The 26,327-nt window shown below is 36.9% G+C and carries 37 protein-coding genes; 5 read left to right on the top strand and 32 right to left on the bottom strand.

Translation table 11 applies throughout. The annotated features are described in order from the left end of the window. Window positions 1-49: 49 nt before the first annotated feature. Both gmd and ACSZOX_RS14450 read right to left on the bottom strand, forming a co-directional pair. A complete protein-coding gene (gene gmd / locus ACSZOX_RS14455) occupies window positions 50-1,201 on the bottom strand; it encodes a GDP-mannose 4,6-dehydratase (RefSeq protein WP_437920767.1) in 1,152 nt (383 codons plus the stop codon). 129 nt (window positions 1,202-1,330) lie between these two features. Further along, window positions 1,331-1,894 carry a lipocalin family protein gene (locus tag ACSZOX_RS14450; protein WP_437920766.1) on the bottom strand — a complete coding sequence of 188 codons (564 nt, stop codon included), beginning with the start codon at window positions 1,892-1,894 and terminating at the stop codon, window positions 1,331-1,333. Between the two features lie 410 nt (window positions 1,895-2,304). On the opposite strand from ACSZOX_RS14450, the gene ACSZOX_RS14445 reads away from it, so the two are divergent. Beyond that, window positions 2,305-3,216 carry a lysylphosphatidylglycerol synthase transmembrane domain-containing protein gene (locus ACSZOX_RS14445; protein ID WP_437920765.1) on the top strand — a complete coding sequence of 304 codons (912 nt, stop codon included), beginning with the start codon at window positions 2,305-2,307 and terminating at the stop codon, window positions 3,214-3,216. Window positions 3,217-3,220: 4 nt separating this feature from the next. Next, the gene (locus tag ACSZOX_RS14440) at window positions 3,221-3,931 is read left to right on the top strand and encodes an SDR family NAD(P)-dependent oxidoreductase (protein ID WP_437920764.1); all 711 of its coding nucleotides are present in this window, start codon (window positions 3,221-3,223) and stop codon (window positions 3,929-3,931) included. A gap of 42 nt (window positions 3,932-3,973) precedes the next feature. Here ACSZOX_RS14440 and ACSZOX_RS14435 read toward each other — a convergent pair whose 3' ends face one another. Then, window positions 3,974-5,071 (bottom strand): alpha/beta hydrolase family protein, encoded by a 1,098-nt coding sequence (locus ACSZOX_RS14435; protein WP_437920763.1) that lies wholly within the window; start codon window positions 5,069-5,071, stop codon window positions 3,974-3,976. Between the two features lie 214 nt (window positions 5,072-5,285). On the opposite strand from ACSZOX_RS14435, the gene ACSZOX_RS14430 reads away from it, so the two are divergent. Continuing rightward, window positions 5,286-6,023: a lysophospholipid acyltransferase family protein gene (locus ACSZOX_RS14430; protein ID WP_437920762.1), complete on the top strand. Its 738-nt coding sequence runs from the start codon at window positions 5,286-5,288 to the stop codon at window positions 6,021-6,023. Here ACSZOX_RS14430 and ACSZOX_RS14425 read toward each other — a convergent pair whose 3' ends face one another. Both ACSZOX_RS14425 and ACSZOX_RS14420 read right to left on the bottom strand, forming a co-directional pair. Next, window positions 6,024-7,163: a glycosyltransferase family 2 protein gene (locus ACSZOX_RS14425; protein ID WP_437920761.1), complete on the bottom strand. Its 1,140-nt coding sequence runs from the start codon at window positions 7,161-7,163 to the stop codon at window positions 6,024-6,026. Continuing rightward, entirely contained in the window at window positions 7,141-8,115 is a 975-nt protein-coding gene (locus ACSZOX_RS14420) for a hypothetical protein (RefSeq protein WP_437920760.1), read from the bottom strand. The genes ACSZOX_RS14425 and ACSZOX_RS14420 overlap by 23 nt, the downstream gene beginning before the upstream one ends. Before the next feature lie 125 nt (window positions 8,116-8,240). Between ACSZOX_RS14420 and ruvC the strand changes: the two genes are divergently transcribed. Continuing rightward, window positions 8,241-8,804: a crossover junction endodeoxyribonuclease RuvC gene (gene ruvC / locus ACSZOX_RS14415; protein ID WP_437920759.1), complete on the top strand. Its 564-nt coding sequence runs from the start codon at window positions 8,241-8,243 to the stop codon at window positions 8,802-8,804. Here ruvC and ACSZOX_RS14410 read toward each other — a convergent pair. After that, the gene (locus ACSZOX_RS14410; RefSeq protein ID WP_437920758.1) at window positions 8,801-9,844 is read right to left on the bottom strand and encodes a hypothetical protein; all 1,044 of its coding nucleotides are present in this window, start codon (window positions 9,842-9,844) and stop codon (window positions 8,801-8,803) included. The two genes, ruvC and ACSZOX_RS14410, sit on opposite strands and share 4 nt — an antisense overlap. A gap of 417 nt (window positions 9,845-10,261) precedes the next feature. Between ACSZOX_RS14410 and ACSZOX_RS14405 the strand changes: the two genes are divergently transcribed. After that, window positions 10,262-10,732: an Lrp/AsnC ligand binding domain-containing protein gene (locus tag ACSZOX_RS14405; RefSeq protein ID WP_437920757.1), complete on the top strand. Its 471-nt coding sequence runs from the start codon at window positions 10,262-10,264 to the stop codon at window positions 10,730-10,732. Between the two features lie 40 nt (window positions 10,733-10,772). Here ACSZOX_RS14405 and ACSZOX_RS14400 read toward each other — a convergent pair whose 3' ends face one another. From ACSZOX_RS14400 to rpmC, 26 genes are all read right to left on the bottom strand, one after another. Next, window positions 10,773-11,840, bottom strand: a complete 1,068-nt coding sequence (locus ACSZOX_RS14400; RefSeq protein ID WP_437920756.1) for a M20 family metallo-hydrolase — start codon at window positions 11,838-11,840, stop codon at window positions 10,773-10,775. Beyond that, on the bottom strand, window positions 11,833-12,633 hold the full coding sequence (gene proC, locus ACSZOX_RS14395) for a pyrroline-5-carboxylate reductase (RefSeq protein ID WP_437920755.1): 801 nt from the start codon (window positions 12,631-12,633) through the stop codon (window positions 11,833-11,835). Before proC ends, ACSZOX_RS14400 begins: the two co-directional genes overlap by 8 nt. A gap of 9 nt (window positions 12,634-12,642) precedes the next feature. Next, complete coding sequence (gene argB, locus ACSZOX_RS14390) at window positions 12,643-13,437, bottom strand: acetylglutamate kinase (protein ID WP_437920754.1); 795 nt, start codon at window positions 13,435-13,437, stop codon at window positions 12,643-12,645. A 16-nt stretch (window positions 13,438-13,453) separates the two neighbouring features. Then, window positions 13,454-14,413, bottom strand: coding sequence for an acetylornithine carbamoyltransferase (locus ACSZOX_RS14385; protein WP_437920753.1), 960 nt, complete (start codon window positions 14,411-14,413; stop codon window positions 13,454-13,456). Between the two features lie 10 nt (window positions 14,414-14,423). Further along, window positions 14,424-15,557: an aspartate aminotransferase family protein gene (locus tag ACSZOX_RS14380; protein WP_437920752.1), complete on the bottom strand. Its 1,134-nt coding sequence runs from the start codon at window positions 15,555-15,557 to the stop codon at window positions 14,424-14,426. Window positions 15,558-15,714: 157 nt separating this feature from the next. Then, window positions 15,715-16,239 (bottom strand): 50S ribosomal protein L17, encoded by a 525-nt coding sequence (gene rplQ, locus ACSZOX_RS14375; protein ID WP_437920751.1) that lies wholly within the window; start codon window positions 16,237-16,239, stop codon window positions 15,715-15,717. Between the two features lie 123 nt (window positions 16,240-16,362). Beyond that, on the bottom strand, window positions 16,363-17,355 hold the full coding sequence (locus tag ACSZOX_RS14370; RefSeq protein WP_437920750.1) for a DNA-directed RNA polymerase subunit alpha: 993 nt from the start codon (window positions 17,353-17,355) through the stop codon (window positions 16,363-16,365). Window positions 17,356-17,446: 91 nt separating this feature from the next. Then, a complete protein-coding gene (gene rpsD, locus ACSZOX_RS14365) occupies window positions 17,447-18,055 on the bottom strand; it encodes a 30S ribosomal protein S4 (protein WP_437920749.1) in 609 nt (202 codons plus the stop codon). A gap of 66 nt (window positions 18,056-18,121) precedes the next feature. Beyond that, window positions 18,122-18,511 (bottom strand): 30S ribosomal protein S11, encoded by a 390-nt coding sequence (gene rpsK, locus ACSZOX_RS14360; protein WP_274268071.1) that lies wholly within the window; start codon window positions 18,509-18,511, stop codon window positions 18,122-18,124. A 10-nt stretch (window positions 18,512-18,521) separates the two neighbouring features. Continuing rightward, window positions 18,522-18,899 (bottom strand): 30S ribosomal protein S13, encoded by a 378-nt coding sequence (rpsM, locus tag ACSZOX_RS14355; RefSeq protein WP_437920747.1) that lies wholly within the window; start codon window positions 18,897-18,899, stop codon window positions 18,522-18,524. Between the two features lie 32 nt (window positions 18,900-18,931). Next, the gene (gene ykgO, locus ACSZOX_RS14350) at window positions 18,932-19,048 is read right to left on the bottom strand and encodes a type B 50S ribosomal protein L36 (protein WP_013665024.1); all 117 of its coding nucleotides are present in this window, start codon (window positions 19,046-19,048) and stop codon (window positions 18,932-18,934) included. A 46-nt stretch (window positions 19,049-19,094) separates the two neighbouring features. After that, window positions 19,095-19,313, bottom strand: a complete 219-nt coding sequence (infA, locus tag ACSZOX_RS14345; RefSeq protein ID WP_002997456.1) for a translation initiation factor IF-1 — start codon at window positions 19,311-19,313, stop codon at window positions 19,095-19,097. Window positions 19,314-19,386: 73 nt separating this feature from the next. Beyond that, window positions 19,387-20,169 carry a type I methionyl aminopeptidase gene (gene map, locus ACSZOX_RS14340; RefSeq protein WP_437920743.1) on the bottom strand — a complete coding sequence of 261 codons (783 nt, stop codon included), beginning with the start codon at window positions 20,167-20,169 and terminating at the stop codon, window positions 19,387-19,389. 3 nt (window positions 20,170-20,172) lie between these two features. Further along, on the bottom strand, window positions 20,173-21,519 hold the full coding sequence (gene secY, locus ACSZOX_RS14335; RefSeq protein WP_437920741.1) for a preprotein translocase subunit SecY: 1,347 nt from the start codon (window positions 21,517-21,519) through the stop codon (window positions 20,173-20,175). Window positions 21,520-21,525: 6 nt separating this feature from the next. Continuing rightward, the gene (gene rplO / locus ACSZOX_RS14330) at window positions 21,526-21,972 is read right to left on the bottom strand and encodes a 50S ribosomal protein L15 (RefSeq protein WP_437920739.1); all 447 of its coding nucleotides are present in this window, start codon (window positions 21,970-21,972) and stop codon (window positions 21,526-21,528) included. Between the two features lie 105 nt (window positions 21,973-22,077). Then, window positions 22,078-22,257, bottom strand: coding sequence for a 50S ribosomal protein L30 (gene rpmD, locus ACSZOX_RS14325; RefSeq protein WP_045753985.1), 180 nt, complete (start codon window positions 22,255-22,257; stop codon window positions 22,078-22,080). Between the two features lie 5 nt (window positions 22,258-22,262). Further along, complete coding sequence (gene rpsE, locus ACSZOX_RS14320; RefSeq protein ID WP_189626671.1) at window positions 22,263-22,781, bottom strand: 30S ribosomal protein S5; 519 nt, start codon at window positions 22,779-22,781, stop codon at window positions 22,263-22,265. Between the two features lie 11 nt (window positions 22,782-22,792). Beyond that, on the bottom strand, window positions 22,793-23,146 hold the full coding sequence (gene rplR, locus ACSZOX_RS14315; RefSeq protein ID WP_437920736.1) for a 50S ribosomal protein L18: 354 nt from the start codon (window positions 23,144-23,146) through the stop codon (window positions 22,793-22,795). 5 nt (window positions 23,147-23,151) lie between these two features. Then, a complete protein-coding gene (gene rplF / locus ACSZOX_RS14310; protein WP_437920734.1) occupies window positions 23,152-23,706 on the bottom strand; it encodes a 50S ribosomal protein L6 in 555 nt (184 codons plus the stop codon). Window positions 23,707-23,730: 24 nt separating this feature from the next. Further along, complete coding sequence (rpsH, locus tag ACSZOX_RS14305; protein ID WP_437920732.1) at window positions 23,731-24,129, bottom strand: 30S ribosomal protein S8; 399 nt, start codon at window positions 24,127-24,129, stop codon at window positions 23,731-23,733. A 141-nt stretch (window positions 24,130-24,270) separates the two neighbouring features. Next, complete coding sequence (gene rpsN / locus ACSZOX_RS14300) at window positions 24,271-24,540, bottom strand: 30S ribosomal protein S14 (RefSeq protein WP_196935492.1); 270 nt, start codon at window positions 24,538-24,540, stop codon at window positions 24,271-24,273. Then, entirely contained in the window at window positions 24,533-25,102 is a 570-nt protein-coding gene (gene rplE / locus ACSZOX_RS14295; protein ID WP_437920730.1) for a 50S ribosomal protein L5, read from the bottom strand. The genes rpsN and rplE overlap by 8 nt, the downstream gene beginning before the upstream one ends. Continuing rightward, complete coding sequence (gene rplX / locus ACSZOX_RS14290; RefSeq protein WP_437920728.1) at window positions 25,102-25,443, bottom strand: 50S ribosomal protein L24; 342 nt, start codon at window positions 25,441-25,443, stop codon at window positions 25,102-25,104. Before rplX ends, rplE begins: the two co-directional genes overlap by 1 nt. Window positions 25,444-25,445: 2 nt before the next feature. Continuing rightward, a complete protein-coding gene (gene rplN / locus ACSZOX_RS14285; RefSeq protein WP_002997484.1) occupies window positions 25,446-25,814 on the bottom strand; it encodes a 50S ribosomal protein L14 in 369 nt (122 codons plus the stop codon). Next, the gene (rpsQ, locus tag ACSZOX_RS14280; RefSeq protein WP_136900226.1) at window positions 25,814-26,068 is read right to left on the bottom strand and encodes a 30S ribosomal protein S17; all 255 of its coding nucleotides are present in this window, start codon (window positions 26,066-26,068) and stop codon (window positions 25,814-25,816) included. Before rpsQ ends, rplN begins: the two co-directional genes overlap by 1 nt. An 11-nt stretch (window positions 26,069-26,079) precedes the next feature. Continuing rightward, window positions 26,080-26,301, bottom strand: a complete 222-nt coding sequence (rpmC, locus tag ACSZOX_RS14275) for a 50S ribosomal protein L29 (protein ID WP_437920725.1) — start codon at window positions 26,299-26,301, stop codon at window positions 26,080-26,082. Window positions 26,302-26,327 lie beyond the last annotated feature (26 nt).

Genomic DNA, 26,327 nt, shown 5'->3' with positions numbered 1-26,327 from the left:
AAAGTAACAAAAATTGTTCCAATTAACGTTACAACACTAAATTATTTTTTTACTCAAAATAATTCAAACTGGAGAATCCCGCTTTTCTTAAATATTCTTCCTTTTGCATGAGCTTTAAATCACTATCTACCATATCTTTCACAAGCATAGATAAACTGTACTTAGGTTCCCATCCTAGCTTCGTTTTCGCTTTTGTTGGATCTCCGATTAATAAATCTACCTCAGTAGGTCGGAAATATTGTGGGTCTACTTTAACCACCGTCTGTCCCAACTTAATATTTTCTATAGGTATATTTAAGTTCTTCAGGATCTTCTCATCAAGATCTATAATTACACCTTTTTCGGATTCGTCTTTTCCACTAAATTCTACCTCAACACCGACCTCTGCAAAGGCCATACGTACAAAATCGCGAACGGTAGTTGTTATCCCTGTAGCAATCACAAAATCCTCTGCAATTTCTTGCTGTAAAATTAACCACATGGCTTCTACATAATCTTTCGCATGCCCCCAATCCCTTTGTGCTGATAGGTTCCCTAAAAACAACTTGTCTTGAAGACCTAAGGCAATTTTGGCAACTGCTCTAGTGATTTTTCTTGTCACAAAAGTTTCGCCTCGAACCGGGCTTTCATGGTTGAATAAAATACCATTACAAGCGAACATATTATAAGCTTCTCTATAGTTTACCGTAATCCAATAGCCATATAATTTTGCAACAGCATAAGGACTACGGGGATAAAAAGGGGTTGCCTCACTCTGAGGAACCTCTTGTACTAAACCATATAATTCTGAGGTTGAAGCTTGATAGATACGGGTCTTTTGCCCCAAACCCAACAGACGAACTGCGTCAAGGATACGCAATGTCCCTATACCATCGGCATTTGCTGTGTATTCAGGGGTATCAAAACTGACCTTAACGTGTGATTGGGCGGCTAAATTATAGATTTCATCAGGTTGAATTTCTTGAATAATACGAATAAGATTACTCGAATCCGTTAAATCGCCATAATGTAATATAAAATTACGGTGACTTACATGCGGATCTTGGTACAAGTGGTCAATCCGATCGGTATTAAATAACGACGAACGTCTTTTTAAACCATGTACTACATAGCCTTTCTTAAGTAAAAACTCAGCCAGATATGCTCCATCTTGCCCTGTAATCCCCGTAACAAAAGCTATTTTTTTTCTTTGTGCATCCATATTATCGAATAGTATGACAAATTTATAAATATTTAGGTTTTTCTAATCTTTTTTATGTTATGCATGTAAAATAAAAAGAACCGCTGTTGACGGTTCTTTTTATTTTTTGTTGTGCTAAAATGAATATGTCTAATCTTGTACTTTGGTGAAATTGAACACCAAATTACCTGTACCGTTATCCAAAGGAATAGGCATACGCATAACTAAGGATTGACCATCACTATAAGAAAGGTTTAGGCGATATCCACTTGTTACATTCGCAGCTTTCTCACCTGAATAAATTTTCTTAAATTGAAATTGTGGATGTTGGTCATCGGTTTTGACGTCGTATACAGACCAAACGATTGTTCTCACAGCTCCATCCGCGCAAAGAGTTCCAGAGGCATTAAAGGCTATACTACCGCGGTAATTTCCTCCTGGGAGCGTCCATACGCTACCTACAAAGCAATCAACAGGGGCTTCGTCAAAGATATTTTTTATGGTATATGACCCTGGTATATCCTCTCTATCTACAGAATTCAGGACCCATTTACCTTTTAACCCACTTCGCCATTGCGCTGCGGATGGACCGTCTACAGCTACAGATGAGGAAGTTGAGACAGCTCCACTCGATGATTTTTTTTGAGCACCGCAAGAAGCTAATAACATCACTAATGTAAACAGAGTGAATACCGATAAGATATGTTTTCGCATAATGTAAAATTTAGTTTTCTATTTTGAGTATCTTCGCAAATATAAAACTTTGCCTTGATGAGTTTATCCAAAAATCATACCATAAGCAAAATAATAGCAAAAGCTATTGTTAGAATCACGATCATCTTGATCGCGCTTCCGATCATTTTGTATTTTACCAAGCCGGAGGCAATGGCTCAAAGCTTGTCTTTCACAACTTCTATCGCTATTATTGCCCCTGTTTTATTATTACTTTGTTTTGTTATTCTTTTGGTTTTTGTTTTAAAACATAAATATAATAAAATGGAATACAATTGGTTATTGGTATTAACAGGTTTCTTCGTTTGTGCATATCTTATTTTATTCTACACTAGGATTCTACTTATTTTTCAATAGAATTTTGATTGGCACATCACAATTAAGTTCATTCCATGAAAAAAAATAAATATTGGTCGATTACAAAAAATATCTTCAAAGTGGCCATCACTTTTGGCGCATTGTATTGGGTTTGCAAAAACATCTCGTTTAAGGAACTTCAAGAGGCATTGAGTGAGGCCAATCCATTTTTCTTGTTATTGGCATTAGTGTCTTACGCGGTGTCACAAATCATTGCATCATCTCGCCTGAATAGTTTTTTAAAAGTAATAGGGTTAAATCTCACAGAGCGATACAATTTAAGGTTATATCAGCTAGGTCTTCTTTACAACTTTTTTCTTCCGGGGGGCATCGGAGGAGATGGCTACAAAATTTATTTTTTAAAGAAAAACCATCCAATAAAGGGACGAAAAATCCTTAGTGCTGTTTTTTTTGATCGATTGAGCGGTTTATGGGCACTCTCAATTATCACCGGAATGCTCATTATATTCATGCCTCGATTGGCTATTCCAAACTCCGTTACACTAACTGTACTAGCAATAGGAACGGCATCATATCTCTATTTCTTGAGACTGTTCTTTAGACCATTTCTTTCGAGATTTCTGTTCACACATATGAAGGCATTGGCAGTCCAAGGATTTCAGACCCTCGCCGCAATTTGCATACTATATGCGATGAATTTTGATGGAAAATTTTCTCCTTATCTTTTAATTTTCTTATTATCATCTCTGGTTGCTATTGTCCCCTCTATATTAGGTGGCGTCGGACTTCGAGAGTACCTGATGACTTTCGGCGCAGATTATTTTCAATTGGATCAACATCTAGCTGTATTAATCAGCTTGATTTTTTATAGCATATCTCTATTGGTGGCTGCCTCAGGAATTTATTATATATTTAGACCTCAAAGGCTTGGAACAGATAGACTCCCCTCTGCGACGGAAGTTGAAAAAGAATTAGAAAACGAATAAATTAATGGCAAACATAATTATTACTGGGGCAAGCAGTGGCATAGGCTTTGAAAGCGTACTCGATTTAACTGCGAAAAAAGAGAACAACGTGATTGCATTGGCACGCTCCGCTGACAAACTACGTAAACTTCATGAAATTTCTACCTCTTTAAATCCCGATGGCGGAAAGTTATATCCTGCGCAATTCGATATCGTTTATGATAACTACGCGGATTCTTTAATTCCTTTCATACAATCCAAATTTGAAAGTGTAGATATCCTCATTAACAATGCAGGAGTCTTAATTAACAAATCATTTATGGAGACTTCCATAGAGGATTTTGCACAGATATTTCAAACAAACCTACTGGGACATGTAAGCATGATTAAACATGTAGTCCCCTTAATGAAAAATGGTGGACACATTGTGAATATCGGCAGTATGGGGGGATTTCAAGGAGCATCTAAATTTTCTGGACTCTCGGCCTACTCTTCCAGTAAAGGGGCCTTAGCTACCTTGACAGAATGTCTTGCAGAGGAATTAAAGCCTCAAAATATTCAAGTGAACTGTTTAGCTTTAGGATCTTCTCAAACTGAAATGTTTGAGGCTGCCTTTCCTGACTTCAAAGCCGCTACACTTGCCTTTGAAATGGGAAGATATATTGCTGAATTCGCACAAAATGGACATAAATACTTTAACGGAAAGATTCTTCCTGTCTCAGGAATGACACCCTAAAATAGCGTAAAATGAGAGCAGAAAAAAACCACTTTTCTGCTCTCATTTCAATTGATTGATCCAAGTCGCTAGATCCAGCAAAACTTCAGGAGCAAATGTTTCTTCAATTTCAGCATATTCACTCACAGCACCACTTGATGCATGTTGAAACAGATGATTAAGTCCTTCATACACCTTAAAAAAATGAGAACGATTTGAAGGTAAATTATCCGTCAAGCTTTCCAAATTAGCAGCAAATGGCACTTGCACATCCTTTGTTCCAAATGCAGCAAATACAGGTATATCAATCTTACGAATAAAAGGTACCGGATCGATACGCATGAAATACCTGAAACTAGGCAGGAGCATCATTTTGAACTCGTCCCGCTGTTCGACAGTGGGATTAGGTATTATAGGATACATATTTGCTAAAATCTTTCTGTATGCCTGCTCTGTATTTAAATTACCTTTTATAATCGAAAAGTTTCTTCGATTAATGTTCCTAGCCTCACTTAATTCCTTGTTGTTCATTCCCGATACTTTACCTATTTCATAGGCCTGTATGAGTAACAAGGAATCAACGGAAATAGCTGGGCCGGCTAATGATCCGATAAAATTAATGCTAGAGGAACCTTGACCAGCAATAAGTTCAGCAATAAGCCCTCCTTCACTATGTCCTATTACTCCAATTTTCGATACTGCTACTTTGTGCTGCTTTCTAATAAAATCTACAGCAGAAATAACATCCTTGCTAAAATCGCCGATGTTACTATTAATGTAATTTCCACTTGAGGCTCCAATTCCACGTTCGTCATAACGAAGTACGATGATTCCTCTTTTTGTCAAATAATCTGCTATTACTTTAAAGGGCTTATGCCCTTCTATCGTCTCATCACGATCCTGAGGTCCACTCCCGGTCACCAGTACTACTGCAGGAAACCGCCCCTGACCTCTTGGTACAGATAAGGTTCCAACAAGTCTTGTTTGATCAAAATCATTAAAGAAAGCTACATTAAGTGTGTCGTAGTCATATGGTGGAACTGGAGTCTGCAATTTCCTATTTTTACTACTGTTGATATTCAACCTTGAGTCATATGTCAATAATTGCGCAATACTAGCACTAGATTGAAACACAAAAAAAATAAATATCAACAACCTCATAAGGAGAATTCTAAAACAAAAAATACAAGGAACTAAAAGCAATTTAATGTCCAAAATTTCCCGAATGGATATTTCTTACACAAAACAGACTTTTAGCACCTCAATAAATTTTACTTCTTTCAACTTTTAACGAGATGAATATGTGATATAGCGTACACAACGAAGCCCACCTATTTTCACAGGAATTAATAGTATATTTGCAAAATTTCAAAAAATGAGAAAGCTTCTTGGATTTATTCTGACACCTATATTTTATATCTGCTTTTCAATTTCTCTACTACTTTTCCATCCTATTCAATGGATTTGTTTGAAATTGGGAGGATACACTGCACATAAAAAAAGTGTGGATATATTGAATGGACTCTTAGTTGCATGCAACTATACTTTATTTAATCGCACGCGTTTTATTGACAACAGCAATATCCCTACTGGCAGACCAATTATTTTTGTTGCCAACCACCAAAGTACTTACGACATTCCACCACTGATTTACTTTTTACGTCGATTCCATGGCAAGTTTATCTCTAAAATTGAGCTTGCAAAAGCTGGCATACCAAGTATATCTTTTAATCTTCTTCATGGGGGAGCTGCAAACATCGACCGTAAAGATGCTAAACAGTCAATATCTGAAATATTAAGACTGGCAAATAATATGAAAAACCAAAATTGGTCTGCATTCATATTTCCCGAAGGAACCAGAACTAAAACGGGAAAAATGAAACCTTTCTCTGTGGGAGGGATAGCGACGTTATTAAAAAAGAACCCTGAGGCTCTCGTTGTCCCCATTGCAATCAAAGGTTCTTATCGTATGGTAGAATATGGTCTGTTTCCTTTAAGACCTTTTACTTCCATGAGCTGGGAAGTCCTCGATCCAATTGAGACCAAAGGACTAGATATAGAAGCTATTGTTAAGAAAACAGAAGAAATTTTAAAAGACAAAGTCGAAGGTTAATTATTTGACTTTCCTTCCTTTCCAATCATACTTCCCTACATTTCCCATAACACCTATATATACGAGGTAGATAACATGAGTAATGGAAAGCATAGGAAGATTCCATGACAGAGATGGCCGGCCAACAAAGGAACATAGTGGATATATAAAAAGGTATTCCGCAAGGATCTTTATAGTCAATGCTACTAAAAAAAACCAATGCACTTCGGGAAGATCAAGAAGAAAAACAAGAAATCCAGCCAATAATGCTAAATTAAAAAGCCAAATACTTACACCTAACCATACCACGCGCCTATCTTTGTATTTTGTACTTTTCGACGCCCATCTTTTTCTCTGACTGATAAAAGACGCTAAAGTAGGTTTTGCGTCTGTATATACAATTGCATCCTTTGCTTTACAAAACATTATTTTATCAGCGTATCTTTCAGCTACTTTATGCAGAAACAATTCATCGTCACCAGATGCCAAATTATCTATTCCCGTGAACCCCTTCATCTCATAAAAGATATCTTTACGATATGCTAGATTTGCGCCATTACATGTAGTTGGATTCTTATTTCCAATACCCGCAGCCCCTAAGCCAATCAGATACAAAAACTCAAGTGATTGCATCCGTTCAAAGTAACTTTTTTCCTCACTGTAAGCGACAGGTGATGATACCAAAAAAGCCCCAGTCTCTTCGAAACAGCTCACTACATGTCTTAACCACATATTTCCCATTCTACAATCTGCATCCGTGGTCACTATAATTTCTCCTTTTGCAATTGAAATCGCCTTTGTAATCGCTAGTTTTTTGTATGAATTCAATTGATCTCCTTCGTTAAGCTGGATCAATTTAACTCCTCTATCGGCATAGGTCCTTACAATATCAGCTGTACGATCTGTTGAATGGTCATCCACCACAATTACCTCTAACAACTCTGCAGGAAAATCTTGCGAAATAATACAATCCAATGTACGCCTAATATTATCCTCTTCGTTTCTTGCGGCAATCAGTATAGATACGGTGGTTTTTAATTCTGTTTTTAGATTTGCGAACAGAGAAATTTGAGACCAGCCTCGACGCATATAAAGCACGACAGCAACGTACAAAAGGGTCATCAAAATCAAAAACACATTAAGACTTGTTACTACCGACATAATTTACATTAAAGACAAATAGAGAACCAATAATTGCGGGCAAAATAAGATTAACGAACCAAATGCAAGATACAATAGCCATAACAGCTATCTCTTGCGTAGTGATATAACTGTATAAGTTACTTGCAACGAAGCTACGAACACTGAAATCAAAAATATCTAACGAGGGAACAGCTGATTGGATAAAGAATAGGATAAATATCATGAAAACCATTGACGTGAAAGGCATTTCAGGAATAAAAATAACCATCAACAAGATATACTGCGATGTGAAAATTAAAAATCTCGCCAAAGACAAAAGAAGTACTTTGAATAATTCTAACGACGTAAAATCCTCTAGGATCGAAAAGAAAGGCCTTATGCGTTCAAAAAAAGAAAATTTTCTCACTAAATAGTCAACCCATTGAACGTTAAAATAAAATATCAAAAATATCAATGCGTATATAATCGCCAAAAGCCAAATTCCAAACTCGACAGTATGAGGTGTGGGCAAAAATTCAGAAACGAACCAAGCTATACTTAATGCTCCAAAAAAGCTTGTAAGAACAAGTTGCGCAAATAACCCAACCCCCATTGCAACGGCTCCAGACGCCCGATTTTCCGTTTTCAGCAATAGAACACGCCCACCATATTCACCTATTCTGTTTGGAGTGAAAATAGCCCAAGTCAAACCACAAAAAACAGAACAAAGAGCCTTCCACCAACTTATTTCTTCTATTTTTTTACTAAGAAATTTCCATTTAATAATCTCCACTCCCCAATTTAACAACATCAACAGTATAACTGCAGCAAGCACCACACGAACAATTCGAGGCTGCACACCATTTATAAGATGTTGAAATTCTAGAAGATTCTTTTGATTACTGACCTTAGAATAAATAAACCAAGTAGCAAGCCCTACTATTAAGAGCTTAATCCCTAGATTCAAATATTTCTTGTGTTGTTTCGTCAATTTTAAAATAAAGCACAATGTTACTAATTTTTAACGAAATGTTAACCTAAGGCGGAAGGAGAAAATACCTCATCTTCGGAGAAGATCGTAATAAAGGTTCGATTCTAAAATCGTAATATTGCACCATGCAGCGAGAGAAATCAAAAGAAAGAATCATTTTAGGGATAGATCCTGGAACTTTAATATTGGGTTATGGTATTATAAAACAAAATGGTCAAAAACTCTCTCTAGTATCTCTCGGCGTTATCAAAATGGGGCACTTAGACGACCCAGCTCTAAAACTTCAACGTATTTTCAAAAAAGTATCGGCACTAGTTGAAGAATACAAACCAGACTACATGGCCTTGGAAGCCCCCTTCTATGGTAAGAACATACAAGTTATGTTAAAACTTGGCCGTGCACAAGGAGTTGCGATGGCTGCAGCATTAAATTTTGACATACCTATAGCAGAATACTCTCCGCGAAAAATAAAACAGTCGGTGACTGGTAATGGCAATGCAAGTAAGGAACAGGTCGCAGCGATGTTAAAGACTATTCTAAATTTTGATGAAACACCAGAATTTCTCGATGCTACCGACGGACTAGCAGTAGCCGTATGCCATGCATTCCAACAGAATATTTCATCAGATTCAAAGAGTTACTCTGGATGGGAAGCATTCGTCAAAGAAAATAAAAAAAGAGTCCGTTAAAGTTTAACCTGTCGGATAACATTCTTAACGTTAAGCTCTACAATATCTGTCATCGTTTTACATTGAAAGTATGCCTCATTATCGTAGAAATGTGCATAACCTTGACTCAAACGCACAATATTTTCCGGATTTGACAACACTTGAAGTTGAGACGCATCACGTAAATCCTTAATCCTATGACGTTCACTACGTACTCTATGAACGATCGAAGATCTTTCTTCTTGCTGATATTGCAAAACAGTTTTTTCATTCAAATGCTCCATAGCTAATTTTACGTATGGAAAATTCTCTTTAAAATACTGGGGCATATATACTTTAGGATTACCTTCATAAAATTGTTGATCGAAATCGATTGCCCTTATGCGAAACTGAAAATCGTCAAAGTCAGGCGTGATCTGCATAACAAAATTATAAGCTCTCATATCTCCAAGTAACGAGATAATACAACGTTCATTAAATTTAACAAACTCTTTAGCAATACGGGTTTGGTTATAGTCTGGATTATCTATCCCCCCTTTACTAAAAACATCACCTGGTATACCTACAATATGTTCTTCAACCAATGTATCTCGATCCACCAAGTAGTTTACTTGATTAGGTGATAAAATTTCTTCTAACTCCAGTCCATATATTCGAGATGCATCAGCTTGTTTAATGTAAAAATAATCATATACGTCATTAAGCCTATTTATAATACGAATTCGAAAGGGCTTTGTATTGCCAAAAGAACAATATTCGATTCTATCTATGATTTTATGTTGAACTATCCTCGTATTACCCGAAGCCTTTAATATTGCATAAACAACTTTCAGTCCTTCGTACAATCGATCTTGCAAATAAGGAGGATACAATGGCGTCTCCCAAAAAGTATCATTCCCATTCTTATCCATTACAGGCACTGTTTCTGTAAAATCCAAAAGATCTTTATAAGAAATTGGAAACTTTGCATCTCGTTGGTAAATACGCAAATATTTAGTTAAGCCGACACCAACTGGATAAATCGGCTTTTTTCTCGAAATTTTAACATCTTCAATTTCCATACACAAAATACAATCAGAATATATTAAAGTTACACAATTAAGGAGAATAATAAAGCCTACAACATCAGAATTAAAAATAAAACATTCGCAAAATATCCTCTATAATTTACAAATCATAAAATTTTATTCGGAAAATAGTTAGTATTTTTGCAAAAGAATAAAATTTGCAAAAAAAACAGGCTTATATAGGCACGGCTAAAAAAGGAAGAAGCTCCCCGGGCGAGGAGCTTCTACGCTAACCAATTATAAACCTATGTTATTTTGAGGGAAGTAACATGCTATTTAACAAAACTTTCAACTTTTATCCCGTTTTGTTAATACAAACATAAGATTTTTATAAAAAATTTACAAATTTTATTTGATTTTTATGTACTTTACAATAAACACAAAGAAAAACACACAAAAAAACCATTTTTTATGGATAAAAAGTATTTAAATTACGATTTAGACAATTTAGACATACAAATTTTGTCTACTTTAATGGAAAACGCATCAATTCCATACACAGAAATAGCAAAAAAACTAATAGTTTCAGGGGGAACCATCCATGTTAGGATGAAAAAGATGGAAGAACTAGGAATTATCAAAGGATCAGAGCTAATAATCAATCCACAAAAAGTGGGTTTTGATATCACTGCTTTTTTAGGAATCTATCTAGAAAAAGGATCTCAATATTCTGATGCAGTTCAACAACTACAAGAAATCAAAGAAGTTGTTGAACTACATTATTGTACTGGACAATACAGTATGTTTGCAAAAATTGTATGTCGAGATACAGCGCATTTACGTAAAGTTCTTAATGAAGATATACAAGCACTGAAAGGTATTCAACGAACGGAAACCATAATTTCGTTGGAAGAAAGCATAAAAAGGCAAATAACTTTATAGTATAAAAAAAAGAGGAGTAAAAGCTCCTCTTTTTTTTATACTATAATAAGTTTTGCAATAAATCGATATAAAAACGTACACCTTCTCTTATTTCTTCAACGAAAATATATTCATCGGCGGTATGTGATCGGGCAGAATCTCCCGGCCCCACTTTAACAGAAGGAATAGATAATAATGCCTGGTCACTCATTGTTGGACTACCATAAATTTTAGCACCTAGTTGAATTCCGGAACGTACAATAGGATGTTCCAAAGAAATACTAGAGGAATTCAACCTAGTAGACCTTGCTTTTACTTGAACAGGTACATTTTCTTCTATAAGATTAAGAACTTCTTCATTCGTATATACATCGGTTGTCCGGACATCGACAACAAAAATACAAGATGCAGGCACCACATTATGCTGAGAACCTGAACTTATCATGGTAACCGACATCTTAATCGGCCCTAAATATGAAGAAACTCTAGGAAAGCTAAAACTGCGAAACCACTCAATTGCTGCAATTGCCTTATAAATGGCATTATCGCCTTCTTCTCGAGCAGCATGACCAGCCACCCCCTTCGCTTCGCAGTCGAGCACCATCAAGCCCTTTTCAGCAACAGCTAAGTTCAACAAAGTTGGCTCTCCCACAATAGCAAAATCCAATTTTACAAGATGTTTTACAGCTTCCTCAATACCGTTTCTTCCTGAAATCTCCTCTTCAGCAGAAGCTAACAGACAAAGATTATAGCAAAGCTCCTCCGTTTCATAATAATACAGGAATGCAGCAATCAATGAAACTAAACATCCTCCAGCGTCATTACTCCCCAATCCAAAGAGCTTTCCTTCATCTTGTAAAGCAAGAAATGGATCCTTGGTGTAAGCAGGATTAGGCTTAACAGTGTCGTGATGAGAATTGAGTAAGATGGTTGGTTTTTCGGTATCGAAATGCCTATTATATGCCCAGACATTGTTACCTTCTCTTTCTACATCAACGCCTCTTTCTATCAAAAAACGACACAACAAATCTGCTGTGCCGTTTTCTTCTCGACTAAAAGATGGGATAGTTATCAGATTTCTTAAAAGTTCTATTGCATCGTCCCCCAGTCTTTTAACATCGTTAATCATTATAAAGTCCTCCGGCTTTTTTTGCAGATAGTTTAATTCCCTTAATAAAAGCTGAACTAAATCCGTTGTGCTCCATCTCATTTAATCCTGCAATAGTACAACCTTTAGGTGACGTCACTTTATCAATCTCTCCCTCTGGATGATTTTGTGTCTGCAGCAATAAATCCGCAGCACCTTTCGCAGTCTGAACTGCCATCTTCAATGCATCATGTGCATGGAAACCGATTTCAACTCCACCTTGCGAAGCTGCTCGAATAGCGCGTAAGAAAAAGGCTATACCACAAGCACAAAGTGCAGTTGCCGAAGTCATTAAGTCTTCTTGGATTACTACAACAGAGCCTACTGTCTCAAAAAGACGTTCTACCACACTAATTTTTTCTTCCGAAGCATCATCACTCGCGATACAAGTCATCGACTGTCCAATAGCGATAGCCGTATTAGGCATAGCTCTTACAACAACTGTATCTTGGCCTAAAACAGATTTAATATCAATACATGACACACCAGAAATCACAGAAACGATGATTTGATCTGGGCGAACAGCATACTTAATCTCTTCCATAACTTTTCGCAATTGCTGAGGCAATATTGCCAAAACCACAATTTCAGCGGTTGCTACCGCTTCTGAATTTCTATCACTTACGATAAAGCCTAAATCAGCCTCATCTTTCAATGCTGTAATATTACGACGGGTGAGTGTAATTTCAGACGGTAAATACTGCCCAGATTTAACCAACCCTTTAGCCAATGAAAAACCTATGTTTCCACTACCAATAATTGTTATTTTACTCATGTGCGATCATTATTTTGACATCAAACACGTCCCAAACTCTCCCTGTTGATAAAGATGGAGATTTAATGCATTTCCTATAAAAACATTTTTCACTCCTTTATCTATCGCTTGGAACGCATTTTCCAATTTAGGAATCATCCCTTCAAATATTGCCCCTTCTTTCTTCAATAGCTCAAAATCTTGTTTTTTCAACTTCTTAATAACAGAGTGTTGATCTTGAATGTCACGAAGTACGCCATTTTTTTCAAAACAGTAAATCAAACGCGTTTCGTAAATTCTCGAAAGCGAAATTGCCAACGCGGCGGCTATCGTATCTGCATTTGTATTTAACAACTGCCCCAAACCGTTGTGTGTAATCGCAGAAAAAACTGGAATAAATCCTGCTTCTAGAAATTTTTTCACACTTGATGTATTAACAGAATCTACTAGAATATCTCCAACGTAACCGTAATCTATATCTTTTACAGGGCGCTTTATAGCTTTTATCGTATTACCATCAGCACCGCTCACCCCTAGTCCATCACAACCAAATTTCTGCAATGAAGCAACGATATTTTTATTGGTCAAACCTGCATAAACCATCGTTACCACATCTAACATAGACTCATCTGTAATCCTTCGTCCGTCCACCATTTTAGCTTCAATTCCCAATCCAGCAGCTATACGTGTAGCAATTTTACCTCCTCCGTGAACAAGAATTTTCTTCCCCTGCAAAGCTGCAAATTTCTCTAAAAAATTCTGCAACTGTTCCTTATCATCAATTACATTACCACCTATTTTAATTATATTTAACACACTTCCCATCGATACATATATAGTATTATAATTTTTCTAACATCCTTTTTAAGACTACCTGAGCTGCCCATACTCTATTACTAGCTTCTTTAATAACCAAAGAATTTGGCCCATCTAAAATCTCAGAAGACAATTCCAAATCCCGACGAACGGGCAAGCAATGCATAACTTTCGCATCATTCGTTAACTTCAACTTCTCGTTATCCATCATCCAATTCTGAGCAACTGAATAAACTTGCCCATATTCCGTATAAGATGACCAATTCTTTACATACACGAAGTCGGCTTCACGCAATGCTTCCTCCAAGTTATCAGTGACATATGCTCCATTTGTAAACTCTTCACTCAATTCATATCCCATAGGATGTGCAATAGTAAAGTCTACCAATCCCTGCTCCTGAGCTTTACACATCCATTCTGCAAATGAATTCGGCACCGCCTGAGGCAACGCCTTCACATGGGGAGCCCAAGCTAGCACGACTTTAGGTCTATCAACATTTTTGTTTTCTGTAATCGTAATCAAATCTGTCAAGCTCTGCAACGGATGACGAGTTGCACTTTCTAGAGATACTACGGGAACGCCACAAAAATTTATAAATTTATTAAATAAATCTTCGTTATAATCGGCCTCTTTATCTTTCAAACTAGGAAAAGACCTTAAACCTAAAATATCACAATACTCCCCCATTACTGCAGCTGCTTCTCGAATATGCTCGACAGTAGTACCATTCATTACGACACCGTCTTGTGTTTCCAACGCCCAACCGTCTTTATCCATGTTCATTACCATAACGTTCATACCGAGGTTCAACGCCGCTTTCTGCGTACTAAGTCGTGTACGTAAACTGGGATTCAAAAACACTAATCCTAACGTTTTGTGTTTACCCAGGCTTTCAAAATCATACGGTGCAGATTTAAGCATCAAAGCCTCCTCTACAACATCTTTTAAATTATCAACATCTGCCGCTGAAAAAAACTTCTTCATCTATATTATATTAAGCTTTCAATCTTTCTTCGAAAGCTGTTAAAAATCTATCTGCTATATTCTTATCGATATTTAAGGATGGTAAAATCCGAATAACGTTGGGTTTAGCTTCTCCTGTAAAAATCTTATTTTTTGTTAAAAGCTCCCTTTTTACATTTGCTAAATCCTCTGGCAATTCAATACCTATCATCAATCCCCTACCTCTAACTTCTTTTACTTTGTCAAAGCTGCGCAATTGCTCAATTAGATATGCACCTACTTGCCGTGCATTTTCCAATAAGTTTTCGTTCTCTATAACATCAAGCACAGCCAATGCCGCAGCACAAGCTAAATGATTTCCACCAAATGTAGTACCCAATAGACCGAAACTTGCTGAAAACTTTGGAGAAATTGATATGCCACCAATAGGAAAACCATTCCCCATACCTTTTGCCATCGTGTAAATATCCGCGGAGATACCCGCATAATCGTGGGAATAGAAATCTCCCGTACGCCCATATCCACACTGCACTGAATCGGCTATAAAAACAGCGCCGTACTTATCACATAATCTACGTATCTCACGTAGGAAAGATACTGAAGCCTCACGAATCCCCCCAACACCTTGTATCCCTTCTATAATAACAGAAGAAATATCTTCTCCAAATTCACTAAAGGCTTTTTCCAACATTTCCTGATCATTAAATGGTAGGAATATAACATTATCCGTTTCATTAACAGGAGCAATAATCGATGGATTATCTGTTGCTGCTACCGCCAGCGAAGTACGTCCGTGAAACGATTTAGTAAATGAAATAATTTTCTTCCTTCCATTATGAAAAGAGGCTAATTTTAAAGCATTTTCATTAGCTTCAGCCCCGGAATTACACAGAAATAATCTATAATCTTCTTTTCCCGAAATCTGACCTAATTTTCGAGCGAGCTGCTTCTGCACAGGTATCTCTATAGAATTAGAATAAAAACCTATTCTATTAAGTTGATTAGTCAATGTTTTAACATAATGCGGATGCGTATGACCAATAGAAATTACAGCATGACCGCCATACAAATCAAGATATTCATTATCTTGATCATCCCATATAGCCGAGCCCTCCGCTCTTACAATATTTATGGGATTAATTGGATAAACATTAAATAAGTCCATTTATTAAAATATAGTATAAAGGCAAAAATATGTACGCAAATATAAATAAGAGACAGTGTATTAAGTCAATAAAATAAAATAAAATGTGAGATAAGTGATAAACAAAAAATCCCCGATGATAACATCGAGGATTCTTTAATTTGGAGAACTATATAAACTAGTCTTCCTTTTTTTCTTCAGCTGGGCTTTCTGTTTCTATAACAGTAGCCTCTTCAGATTTTACTTCATCAGTAGCCTCGATTGCCACGTCTGATGCTTTCTTTTTAGCACCACCACGACGGCGAGTAGTTTTCTTTTCTGTTTTCGCTGTTTGACCGTAAACTTCATTATAATCAACCAGTTCTATAAACGCCATCTCTGCATTATCACCTAAACGATTCTCAAGTTTGATAATACGCGTATATCCACCTGGACGTGTAGCAACTTTTTCAGAAATTTCGCGAAACAATATTGTAACAGCATCTTTATCTTTCAAGTAAGCAAATACCGTACGACGAGAATGCGTTGTATCGTTTTTAGATTTTGTGATCAATGGTTCCACATACGTACGTAGAGCTTTTGCTTTAGCCAAAGTTGTCGTAATTCGTTTGTGTTTAATCAATGAAGTCGCCATATTAGCTAACATCGCCTTACGGTGACTGTCAGTGCGGCCTAAGTGGTTTACTTTTTTTCCGTGTCTCATTTTGTTATTTTTTTTGTGCATACCGTCCTTAAAATAACAAGCTAAAATTGAAAATTCTCGATTTTAACTTATTACTACTTTGGGGAATTATGCAACAGGTCGCTTATTGTTTTTATTAATTACTTATTCTTCGTCAAGTTTATATTTTGTCAAGTTCATACCAAAAGATAAACCTTTAGACTTAACCAATTCCTGGATCTCGCTCAAAGACTTCTTACCGAAGTTGCGGAATTTCAACATATCTGCAACATCGTATGTCACGAGTTCAGCTAATGTACGAATGTCAGCTGCTTTTAAGCAATTTAGAGCACGAACAGACAAATCTAGATCCACAAGTTCAGTTTTCAAAATCTTACGCATATGTAAGATCTCTTCGTCCACAACTTTTGTTTCTTCCTTCGTTTGAGACTCCAATAACATATTCTCATCTGAGAACAACATGAAATGTTGAATCAAGATTTTAGCAGCTTCTTTCAAAGCTTCCTCAGGATGAATAGAGCCATCAGTAGAAATATCCAACAACAATTTCTCGTAGTCCGTTTTTTGTTCTACACGATAATTCTCAATGGTATATTTTACATTCTTAATAGGTGTGTAGATAGAATCGACAGCAATCAAACCTACTGGACCGTCAGTAACTTTATTTTCTTCAGCATTTACATAACCACGTCCTTTAGATACCGATAACTCGACCTCAATGGTAACGCTACTGTCCATGTTACAGATAACCAAATCAGGGTTTAATACTGTAAAGTTATTTGAAAACTTAGTAACGTCTCCAGCTTTAAACTGCTCCTGACCATTAATTACAACAAATATCTTCTCACTATCACCTTGCTCACCTGTCTTTTTGAAACGTACTTGCTTCAAGTTCAAGATAATCTCCGTAACGTCTTCAACAACACCTTTGATAGTAGAGAATTCGTGCGAAACGCCTGAAAACCTCACCGACGTAATTGCATATCCTTCCAAGGAGGACAATAAAATACGGCGCAAAGCATTACCAATAGTTACACCAAAACCTGGCTCTAATGGACGAAATTCGAAAGTACCATCAAAATCTGTTGATTTTTGCATGATAACTTTATCCGGTCTTTGAAATGCTAGAATTGCCATTTATTTCTTTTTAAAAGTTTTTATTAATAACGTAAAAATATAGTAGAAGCAAGCCATATCTTTTCGATATCGCTTACTTCTACTATTTATTTTATTTAGAGTACAACTCTACGATTAAATTCTCTTTAATGTTTTCAGGAATATCCGCTCTCTCTGGGAAAGAAACAAATGTTCCTTGTAATTCATTAGCATTCCATTCCAACCAACTGAATTTATTAATTTTCCGTCCTTCGACAGAAGAAGAAATTGCTTCCAATGATTTAGAACGCTCACGAACTGCGATCACGTCACCAGGACGTAGACTATATGATGGAATATTAACGACTTCACCGTTAACAGTGACATGCTTATGTGATACCAACTGACGCGCTGCTGCACGAGTTGAAGCGATACCTAAACGGTAAACAACATTATCCAAACGAGCTTCTAATAACTTCAAGAAGTTCTCACCTGTAATACCTTGCTTAGCAGACGCCTTTCCAAATAACGTACGGAATTGACGCTCTAATACACCGTAAGTATATTTCGCTTTTTGCTTTTCTAACAACTGAATTGCATATTCAGATTGTTTACCTCTTCTTTTTGATGGACCATGTTGTCCTGGAGGATAATTCTTTTTTTCTAATGCTTTATCAGGTCCAAAAATTGGTTCTCTGAATTTACGAGCTATTTTGGACTTAGGTCCTGTATATCTTGCCATTTTTCTTTCTGTTTGAAGTATCTATCAGCCTATAGCTGGAGAATCTTATCTTAAACAATACTATTATTAAACTCTTCTACGTTTTGGAGGACGACATCCGTTGTGAGGAAGTGGAGTGATATCCTTGATAGTTGTCACATCAATACCTACAGTTTGTAATGTACGAATAGCAGACTCACGTCCCGCTCCCGGACCTTTTACAAAAACTTCAACTTTGCGTAAACCTAAATCGTATGCAACTTTACCGCAATCATTAGCTGCCTGTCCTGCGGCATAAGGAGTATTCTTTTTAGAACCTCTAAAGCCCATTTTACCAGCAGATGACCATGAAATAGTTTGTCCTTGATTATTAGTTAATGTAACGATAATGTTGTTAAAGGTAGCGTTGATATGAGCTTGACCAACAGGCTCAATAACTACGATACGCTTTTTAGTAACTTTTTTACTCTTAGCCATTTCTCAATTATTATTTAGTAGCTTTTTTCTTGTTTGCAACTGTTTTGCGTTTACCTTTACGAGTACGCGAGTTGTTTTTAGTGCGCTGACCACGAACAGGTAAATGCTTGCGGTGACGTAAACCACGGTAACAACCAATATCCATTAAACGTTTGATGTTCAATTGAACTTCAGAGCGCAAAGCTCCTTCAACTTTAACTTCTTCGTTAATGATCGTACGAATCGCAGCTAACTGATCATCATTCCATTCTGATACCTTAACATCTTCGCTAATACCAGCTTTCTCTAAAATATAAGAAGCAGTAGTGCGACCGATACCGAATATATACGTAAGGCCTATAACGCCTCTTTTGTTTTTAGGTAAATCTATACCTGATATCCTTGCCATATAATATTTTAAGCTATTATGTGAATTAAAACTTACCCTTGACGTTGTTTAAACTTAGGGTTCTTTTTGTTGATTACAAAAACTTTGCCTTTGCGACGAATAATTTTACAATCCGCGCTACGTTTTTTTATAGATGCTCTTACTTTCATAGTAATAATATTTTAAAAATCTATTTACGGAAAAACACTTCGATTACTATTTGTAACGATAAGTAATCCTTCCCTTTGTTAAATCATAGGGAGACATTTCGAGCTTAACTTTATCTCCTGGAAGAATTTTTATATAATGCATACGCATTTTTCCAGAAATATGAGCGATAATTTCATGCCCATTCTCCAATTCCACACGAAACATCGCATTCGAAAGCGCTTCTCTGATTATACCGTCTTGCTCTATTGAGGCTTGCTTAGCCATATGCTCTTACTTAATTTACATTTTTACCCGCACAAACAGGAGTGCAAAGATAAACAAAAATATTGAAAACCAACTACTTTTTATTCAAAACTTTCTCTACATGCTCAAAGTTCAAGAGCACATCGGGCTTACCTTTTTTTATAGCAACCATCTGTTCAAAATGCGCAGATAACTTACCGTCGATAGTACTTACTGTCCATCCATCGTCCCAGAACTTAACTCCGGCTTTACCTGCGTTAATCATTGGTTCGATACAAATCACAATCCCTGTTTCAAGTTTAGGTCCTACACCACGCTTTCCATAATTAGGTACCTCCGGCTTTTCATGTAGGTGAAGACCAACACCATGACCAACCAATTCCCTGACTATACCATAATTGTAAGGTGCAACATGTTCCTGAATTGCAGAAGAGATATCCCCAACGCGTTTTCCAGCTATAGCTTGCTCCACACCTTTCAACAACGATTGTTTTGTGACTTCCAACAACTGCTTTGCTTCATCAGAAATCTCGCCAATACCAAAGGTATAGGCAGAATCACTTATAAAGCCATTCAAATTAACCCCTCCGTCAACAGAAACTAAATCACCTTCCTTGATTACATAATCACTAGGAAAACCATGTACAATCTGATCATTTACAGAGATACATAATGAATATGGAAATCCGTGATAATTCAAAAATGCAGGAGTGCCGCCATGATCGTGTATAAAGTCGTAAGCTAGCTTGTCTAAGGAAAGTGTGGTAATCCCGGGTTTTATTTCCTTTGCTATTTCACCAAGCAATAACGAGAGTACATTTGCAGACTCTCGTATTTGCTCGATTTGATCTTCTGTTTTATAATAAACTTTAGACATTTATTAAATTGCTGATTGATCTATTCCTTCAACTGTCGCTGCAGTAGAACGACCTTTTACTCTTCCTGTCTTCATCAATCCATCGTAATGACGCATCAATAAATGACTTTCAATCTGCTGAAGTGTATCTAAAACAACACCAACTAAAATCAATAAAGAAGTACCACCATAAAAATGTGCAAATTGGTTATTTACGCCAACTTTAGCTGCCAAAGCCGGCATAATGGCTATAACAGCTATGAATATTGCACCAGGAAAAGTGATTCTAGAAATAACATTATCAATAAAAATATTGGTATCAAAACCTGGCTTTACACCCGGTATAAAACCGCCATTCTTCTTCATATCTTCAGACATCTGTTGAGGATTAACCATAATAGCTGTATAGAAAAATGTAAAAGCAATAATTAATACAGCAAATGTTACATTATAAGCTACCGAAGTATAATTACTCAACGAAGTCAGAAAATCTGACTGTAAATTTGGAAAAAATTGAGATAAGGCCATTGGTAAGAACATAATAGCCTGCGCAAAAATGATAGGCATCACACCCGCTGCATTAACTTTCAACGGAATATATTGACGAACGCCTCCTACTTGCTTATTTCCAACGATCTTTTTTGCGTATTGTACAGGAACTTTACGTATACCTTGTACAACGAGAATAGCAAAAATGACGACAAAAAATAAGGCAACAAATTCAAGTAGCAATGGAATAGGACCACCACCACTTGGGCTCATCCTAGATCCCCATTCAGCCACTATACCAGCAGGTAGTTGGGCAATAATACCCGCCATAATAATGAGAGAAATCCCATTACCGATTCCCTTATCTGTAATTTTTTCACCAAGCCACATCACAAACAAAGTACCCGCAGTCAAAACGATAGCAGAGAGAACAGTAAATAAAGGTTCCGCAAGTGTTTTTGCTTCCGCTGGAACTTGTGTTTTAACATAAGCAACCGCTTGAACCAATGTAATAGCTAACGTCAAATAACGTGTAATCTGATTCATTTTTTTACGACCAGACTCGCCCTCTTTTTGCATCTTTTGAAATGCAGGAACCGCAATCCCCAATAACTGAACAACGATCGATGCGGAAATGTAAGGCATAACGCCTAAAGCAAATATAGCCGAACGAGAGAATGATCCCCCAGCAAACATATTGATTAAATCCAATATGCTATTTCCGTCGCTGCTCTTAGTAGCCAATGCATCTGGGTTAACACCTGGTAAAACCACGTGACAACCGATACGGTAGATTAGAAGAAGTAGTAACGTTGTAATAATACGATTACGTAAATCTTCAATTTTCCATATATTGGTTAAGGTTGTGATTAGTTTCTTCATGTAATATTAAAGTTTTACGATAGAACCACCTGCAGCTTCGATAGCTTTTTGTGCTGAAGAAGAAAATGCATGCGCGCTAACCTCAACTTTAGCAGAAAATTCGCCACGACCTAAAATTTTAATTAAGTCATTTTTAGAAGCTAGGCCATGTGTACGCAGTGCTTCGAAATCGACAACAGTCAAATTGTGTTTCTCCACCAATGCTTGAAGTACATCTAAGTTAACACCTACATACTCAACACGATTGATATTTTTGAAACCAAATTTAGGCACACGACGTTGTAATGGCATTTGTCCACCCTCGAAACCGATTTTAGTGGATGTACCAGAACGTGAACCAGCTCCTTTATGACCGCGAGTGGATGTACCACCACGTCCAGAACCTTGACCTCTACCGATACGTTTTTTGCTTTTTACAGAACCTTTAGCTGGTTTTAAATTACTTAAATTCATTTTGTTTGAAATTGTGTTACGCCTTCGCTCTCACTAAACAGGTCGTAACGATTAAAAAATAATTAATAAAATGGAAAGAATCCAAAAATTCTTTCCATTACAATATTAAATAGTTTCGATAGCTACTAAGTGATTCACTTTTCTTACCATACCAATAATAGCAGGTGTAGCTTCAACTTCTACTGAGTGGTTGATACGTTTCAAACCTAAAGCCTCAATAGTTTTCTTTTGGCGCTCGCTTCTGTCGATAACGCTCTTTATCTGGGTGATTTTAATTTTTGCCATGATAATTAACCGTTAAATACTTTATTTAAATCGACGCCGCGGTTTTGAGCAACCGTATATGCATCACGTAGGTTCCCTAAAGCATCGATAGTTGCCTTAACCACATTATGTGGGTTAGATGAACCTAACGACTTAGCCAATACGTCTTTGATACCCGCACTCTCCAAAACCGCACGCATTGCACCGCCTGCAAGGACTCCAGTACCATGTACTGCTGGTTGTACCAATACACGACCACCGGAATATTTTCCATATTGTTCGTGAGGCACTGTACCGTTGATGATAGGAACTTTAATTAAGTTTTTCTTTGCATCATCGATACCTTTGGTAATAGCTTCAGTTACCTCTTTCGCTTTCCCAAGACCGTATCCTACTATTCCGTTCTCGTCTCCGACAACGACGATAGCAGAGAAACTGAAGGTACGACCACCTTTAGTAACTTTAGCTACACGCTGGATGCTTACTAAGCGATCTTTCAATTCAATTTCGCTTGATTTTACTCTTTTTATATTGCTTAATGCCATCTTCTTATTGATTAAAAGTCCAAACCGCCTTCGCGAGCACCTTCAGCCAATGATTGAACACGGCCATGGTATAAGTACCCATTACGGTCAAAAACTACTTTGCTAATACCTGCTGCTACAGCTTTCTCTGCAACCAATTTACCCACTGCTTTCGACTGCTCGATTTTAGTTCCAGAAGCAGCAAATTCTTTCGAAATTGAAGAAGCAGAAACTAAAGTTTTGCCAGTTGTATCATCGATAATTTGTGCGTAGATACCTTTGTTACTTCTAAAAACTGATAACCGTGGACGCTCAACTGATCCAGTCAGGTTTTTTCTTATTCCTTTTTTGATTCGCTCTCTGCGAGATGATTTATTTCCTGCCATGGTTATTATTTTTTAGCTGATTTACCTGCTTTTCTTCTTAATACTTCACCTGCAAACTTAACACCTTTTCCTTTGTAAGGCTCAGGCTTACGGAAGCTACGGATTTTTGCGGCAACTTGACCGATCAATTGCTTATCAGCAGATTCTAAAATGATCGTTGGGTTTTTACCTTTTTCAGCAGTTGTAGTTACTTTAATTTCCTGTGGCAATACGAAAACAATCTGGTGAGAGAAACCTAAAGTTAACTCAAGTGTGTTACCTGTATTACTAGCACGATAACCAACACCGACTAATTCTTGTGTAGTTTTATAACCTTCTGTAACACCAACAACCATGTTATTGATTAAAGCACGGTATAGGCCGTGTAATGCTTTGTGTTTCTTTTGTTCAGTAGGACGTGTTACAACGATATTACCTTCTTCTTGTTTAACGGTAATGTCGCGATCTACTTGCTGTGTTAATTCGCCTTTTGGTCCTTTAACTGTTACCAGATTTTTATCTGATACAGTTATCGATACTCCCGAGGGAATAGCGATAGGCGCTTTTCCAATTCTTGACATCTTTTCTTTGTGTTTTTACCTAGATTAATAAACGTAACATAAAACCTCACCACCTACATTTTGTAGGCGGGCCTCCTTATCTGTCATTACTCCCTTAGAAGTTGACAAGATAGCTATACCCAAACCGTTCAAAACGCGAGGAAGATTATCAACACTTGCATACTTTCTTAAACCAGGTTTACTCACACGTGTCAATGTGCGAATAGCCGGAATTTTGCTAATAGGATGATATTTCAAAGCTACCTTAATAGAGCCTTGAACACCAGTCTCCTCAAATTTGTAATTAGCAATGTAACCTTTATCAAAAAGAACTTTTGTGATCTCTTTTTTTAGGTTCGATGCAGGAATCTCAACAACCCTATGGTTGGCCTTAATGGCATTCCTTACTCGTGTAAGGTAATCCGCTATTGGATCTGTATTCATTATATATAAAATTATGACAATGGTTTCCTTTTCTAACCTAAGAATGGACCTATTGTCTGTGTATAAAATTTTTCAACACGAAAAAACCCGATAAACCCTATTATGGGTTTATCCGGGCAAAAGTAAAAGTTTTTTTTCTGATTACCAAGAAGCTTTTTTCACTCCCGGGATTTTACCATCTAATGCCATCTCACGGAAAGTTACACGAGAGATACCAAATTGACGCATATATCCTTTAGGACGACCTGTCAACTTACAACGATTGTGCAAACGTACAGGTGAAGCATTCTTTGGCAATTTATCTAATGCAGCATAATCACCAGCAGCTTTTAGAGCCGCACGTTTATCCGCATATTTAGCTACCAATTTCTGACGCTTTACTTCGCGTGCTTTTAATCCTTCTTTAGCCATTGTTGTTTGAATTTTGATTTTTGAATGGTAAACCGAATTGTTTCAATAATTCCAACGCTTCAACATCAGTACCAGCCGAAGTTACAAATGTAATATCCATCCCTTGGATTTTATTGATTCTATCAATATTAATCTCCGGGAAAATAATCTGTTCAGTAATACCTAGGTTATAGTTACCTCTACCGTCGAAACCTTTATCATTTATACCACGGAAGTCACGAATACGAGGTAAAGAAACAGCAATCAAACGATCTAAAAACTCATACATATTATTGTCACGCAATGTTACTCGCGCACCAATTGGCATACCTTTACGCAATTTGAAGTTAGAGATATCCTTTTTAGATTTTGTAGGCACAGCTTGTTGACCAGTAATCAATGTCAATTCAGACACAGAGTTATCAATCAATTTTTTATCTGAAGTAGCTGCACCAACACCTTGGGATACTACAATTTTCTCCAGTTTAGGAACTTGCATAACGCTTTTATACTGGAATTTTTCTTTAAGCGCTGTACGGATTTCTTCCGCATATTTCGCTTTCAATCTTGGTACGTAAGTCATTATTTAATTTCCTCCCCTGATTTTTTTGCGTAACGAACAATTTTTCCTTCTGCATTAACTTTACGACCAATACGAGTAGTTTCTCCTGTTTTAGCGTCGATTAAAGCCAAATTAGAAATGTTGATAGCAGCTTCTTTCTCAATGATACCTCCATTAGGATTAGCTGCGCTAGGTTTAGTGTGTTTTTTAACGATGTTAGCGCCTTCAACGACAGCTCTGTTTGCGTCCACTAAAACTTGCAATACTTTTCCTTGCTTACCTTTAGAGTTACCAGCGATAACTTTCACTAAATCACCTTTTTTAATTTTGATTTTGTGAGTTGTTTTTGTTTTTTGTGCCATAATTATAAAACCTCCGGTGCTAGTGATACGATTTTCATGAACTGCTTTTCACGTAATTCACGAGCCACAGGGCCAAAAATACGTGTTCCACGTGGTTCATCGTTATTATTTAACAATACTGCAGCATTATCGTCGAAACGAATATATGAACCATCTTTACGACGAATTTCTTTTTTCGTGCGAACTACTACTGCTTTAGAAACGGAACCTTTTTTCACGTTTCCTGAAGGTAAAGCGCTCTTTACGGTAACAACAATTTTATCACCGATAGATGCATAACGCTTACGCGTACCGCCCAATACACGGATAACTAAAACTTCTTTAGCACCTGAGTTGTCGGCTACATTTAATCTTGATTCCTGTTGTACCATTATTTAGCCCTTTCTAAAATTTCAACTAATCTCCAGTTCTTTGTTTTACTCAGCGGACGAGTTTCCATAATTAATACCGTATCGCCGATACCGCAGGTATTTGTTTCGTCATGAGCTTTAAATTTAGTAGTTTTTTTCACAAACTTACCGTAAATAGGGTGCTTTACTTTACGTTCAACAGCCACTACAATAGATTTGTCCATTTTGTTGCTAACTACTAAGCCGATTCTTGTTTTTCTTAATTTTCTTTCCATTTCGACTTTACTTATTGTGCCTCAGCGGCTGTTTCAGATTTTGCAGCGACCTTACGTTTCGAAATCTCAGTAGAGATACGAGCGATATTTCTGCGTGCAGCTTTGATTACGTTAGGGTTCTCAATAGCAGAAACAGCATGGGCAAATTTCAACTTGTTAAGAGCAGCTTTCTCTTCTTTAAGACGAGCTGTAAGTTCCTCTTGTGATAATTCGATGATTTCTGAATTTTTCATTTGATTTCAGTTTGTGCTGGGTTATC

Origin of the sequence: Sphingobacterium sp. LRF_L2 (assembly GCF_965644235.1) — a bacterium.
In the GTDB taxonomy this organism is placed as follows: Bacteria; Bacteroidota; Bacteroidia; order Sphingobacteriales; family Sphingobacteriaceae; genus Sphingobacterium.
This window is presented reverse-complemented; position numbering and strand designations above follow the sequence as displayed.

Coding starts and splice junctions, on each gene's coding strand:
- rpsN (WP_196935492.1), bottom strand. CDS start 24,540: ATGGCTAAAGAAGGATTAAAAGCACGCGAAGTAAAGCGTCAGAAATTG.
- rplO (WP_437920739.1), bottom strand. CDS start 21,972: ATGAATTTAAGTAATTTAAAACCAGCTAAAGGTTCTGTAAAAAGCAAA.
- gmd (WP_437920767.1), bottom strand. CDS start 1,201: ATGGATGCACAAAGAAAAAAAATAGCTTTTGTTACGGGGATTACAGGG.
- rplF (WP_437920734.1), bottom strand. CDS start 23,706: ATGTCAAGAATTGGAAAAGCGCCTATCGCTATTCCCTCGGGAGTATCG.
- ACSZOX_RS14400 (WP_437920756.1), bottom strand. CDS start 11,840: ATGATTAACGATGTTAAAAGACTGGGGGACGATGCAATAGAACTTTTA.
- ACSZOX_RS14450 (WP_437920766.1), bottom strand. CDS start 1,894: ATGCGAAAACATATCTTATCGGTATTCACTCTGTTTACATTAGTGATG.
- infA (WP_002997456.1), bottom strand. CDS start 19,313: ATGGCTAAGCAAGCCTCAATAGAGCAAGACGGTATAATCAGAGAAGCG.
- ruvC (WP_437920759.1), top strand. CDS start 8,241: ATGCAGCGAGAGAAATCAAAAGAAAGAATCATTTTAGGGATAGATCCT.
- rplE (WP_437920730.1), bottom strand. CDS start 25,102: ATGACTTACGTACCAAGATTGAAAGCGAAATATGCGGAAGAAATCCGT.
- ACSZOX_RS14380 (WP_437920752.1), bottom strand. CDS start 15,557: ATGGACTTATTTAATGTTTATCCAATTAATCCCATAAATATTGTAAGA.
- rpsE (WP_189626671.1), bottom strand. CDS start 22,781: ATGGCATTAAGCAATATAAAAAGAGTAAAATCAAGCGAAATTGAATTG.
- rplQ (WP_437920751.1), bottom strand. CDS start 16,239: ATGAGACACGGAAAAAAAGTAAACCACTTAGGCCGCACTGACAGTCAC.
- ACSZOX_RS14410 (WP_437920758.1), bottom strand. CDS start 9,844: ATGGAAATTGAAGATGTTAAAATTTCGAGAAAAAAGCCGATTTATCCA.
- rpsD (WP_437920749.1), bottom strand. CDS start 18,055: ATGGCAAGATATACAGGACCTAAGTCCAAAATAGCTCGTAAATTCAGA.
- ACSZOX_RS14370 (WP_437920750.1), bottom strand. CDS start 17,355: ATGGCAATTCTAGCATTTCAAAGACCGGATAAAGTTATCATGCAAAAA.
- rplX (WP_437920728.1), bottom strand. CDS start 25,443: ATGGCACAAAAAACAAAAACAACTCACAAAATCAAAATTAAAAAAGGT.
- ACSZOX_RS14440 (WP_437920764.1), top strand. CDS start 3,221: ATGGCAAACATAATTATTACTGGGGCAAGCAGTGGCATAGGCTTTGAA.
- ACSZOX_RS14405 (WP_437920757.1), top strand. CDS start 10,262: ATGGATAAAAAGTATTTAAATTACGATTTAGACAATTTAGACATACAA.
- ACSZOX_RS14385 (WP_437920753.1), bottom strand. CDS start 14,413: ATGAAGAAGTTTTTTTCAGCGGCAGATGTTGATAATTTAAAAGATGTT.
- rpsK (WP_274268071.1), bottom strand. CDS start 18,511: ATGGCTAAGAGTAAAAAAGTTACTAAAAAGCGTATCGTAGTTATTGAG.
- map (WP_437920743.1), bottom strand. CDS start 20,169: ATGTCTAAAGTTTATTATAAAACAGAAGATCAAATCGAGCAAATACGA.
- argB (WP_437920754.1), bottom strand. CDS start 13,437: ATGGGAAGTGTGTTAAATATAATTAAAATAGGTGGTAATGTAATTGAT.
- ACSZOX_RS14430 (WP_437920762.1), top strand. CDS start 5,286: ATGAGAAAGCTTCTTGGATTTATTCTGACACCTATATTTTATATCTGC.
- ACSZOX_RS14425 (WP_437920761.1), bottom strand. CDS start 7,163: ATGTCGGTAGTAACAAGTCTTAATGTGTTTTTGATTTTGATGACCCTT.
- rpsQ (WP_136900226.1), bottom strand. CDS start 26,068: ATGGAAAGAAAATTAAGAAAAACAAGAATCGGCTTAGTAGTTAGCAAC.
- rpsH (WP_437920732.1), bottom strand. CDS start 24,129: ATGAATACAGATCCAATAGCGGATTACCTTACACGAGTAAGGAATGCC.
- ykgO (WP_013665024.1), bottom strand. CDS start 19,048: ATGAAAGTAAGAGCATCTATAAAAAAACGTAGCGCGGATTGTAAAATT.
- rplR (WP_437920736.1), bottom strand. CDS start 23,146: ATGGCAGGAAATAAATCATCTCGCAGAGAGCGAATCAAAAAAGGAATA.
- ACSZOX_RS14435 (WP_437920763.1), bottom strand. CDS start 5,071: ATGAGGTTGTTGATATTTATTTTTTTTGTGTTTCAATCTAGTGCTAGT.
- ACSZOX_RS14445 (WP_437920765.1), top strand. CDS start 2,305: ATGAAAAAAAATAAATATTGGTCGATTACAAAAAATATCTTCAAAGTG.
- proC (WP_437920755.1), bottom strand. CDS start 12,633: ATGAGTAAAATAACAATTATTGGTAGTGGAAACATAGGTTTTTCATTG.
- rpsM (WP_437920747.1), bottom strand. CDS start 18,899: ATGGCAAGGATATCAGGTATAGATTTACCTAAAAACAAAAGAGGCGTT.
- secY (WP_437920741.1), bottom strand. CDS start 21,519: ATGAAGAAACTAATCACAACCTTAACCAATATATGGAAAATTGAAGAT.
- rpmC (WP_437920725.1), bottom strand. CDS start 26,301: ATGAAAAATTCAGAAATCATCGAATTATCACAAGAGGAACTTACAGCT.
- rpmD (WP_045753985.1), bottom strand. CDS start 22,257: ATGGCAAAAATTAAAATCACCCAGATAAAGAGCGTTATCGACAGAAGC.
- rplN (WP_002997484.1), bottom strand. CDS start 25,814: ATGGTACAACAGGAATCAAGATTAAATGTAGCCGACAACTCAGGTGCT.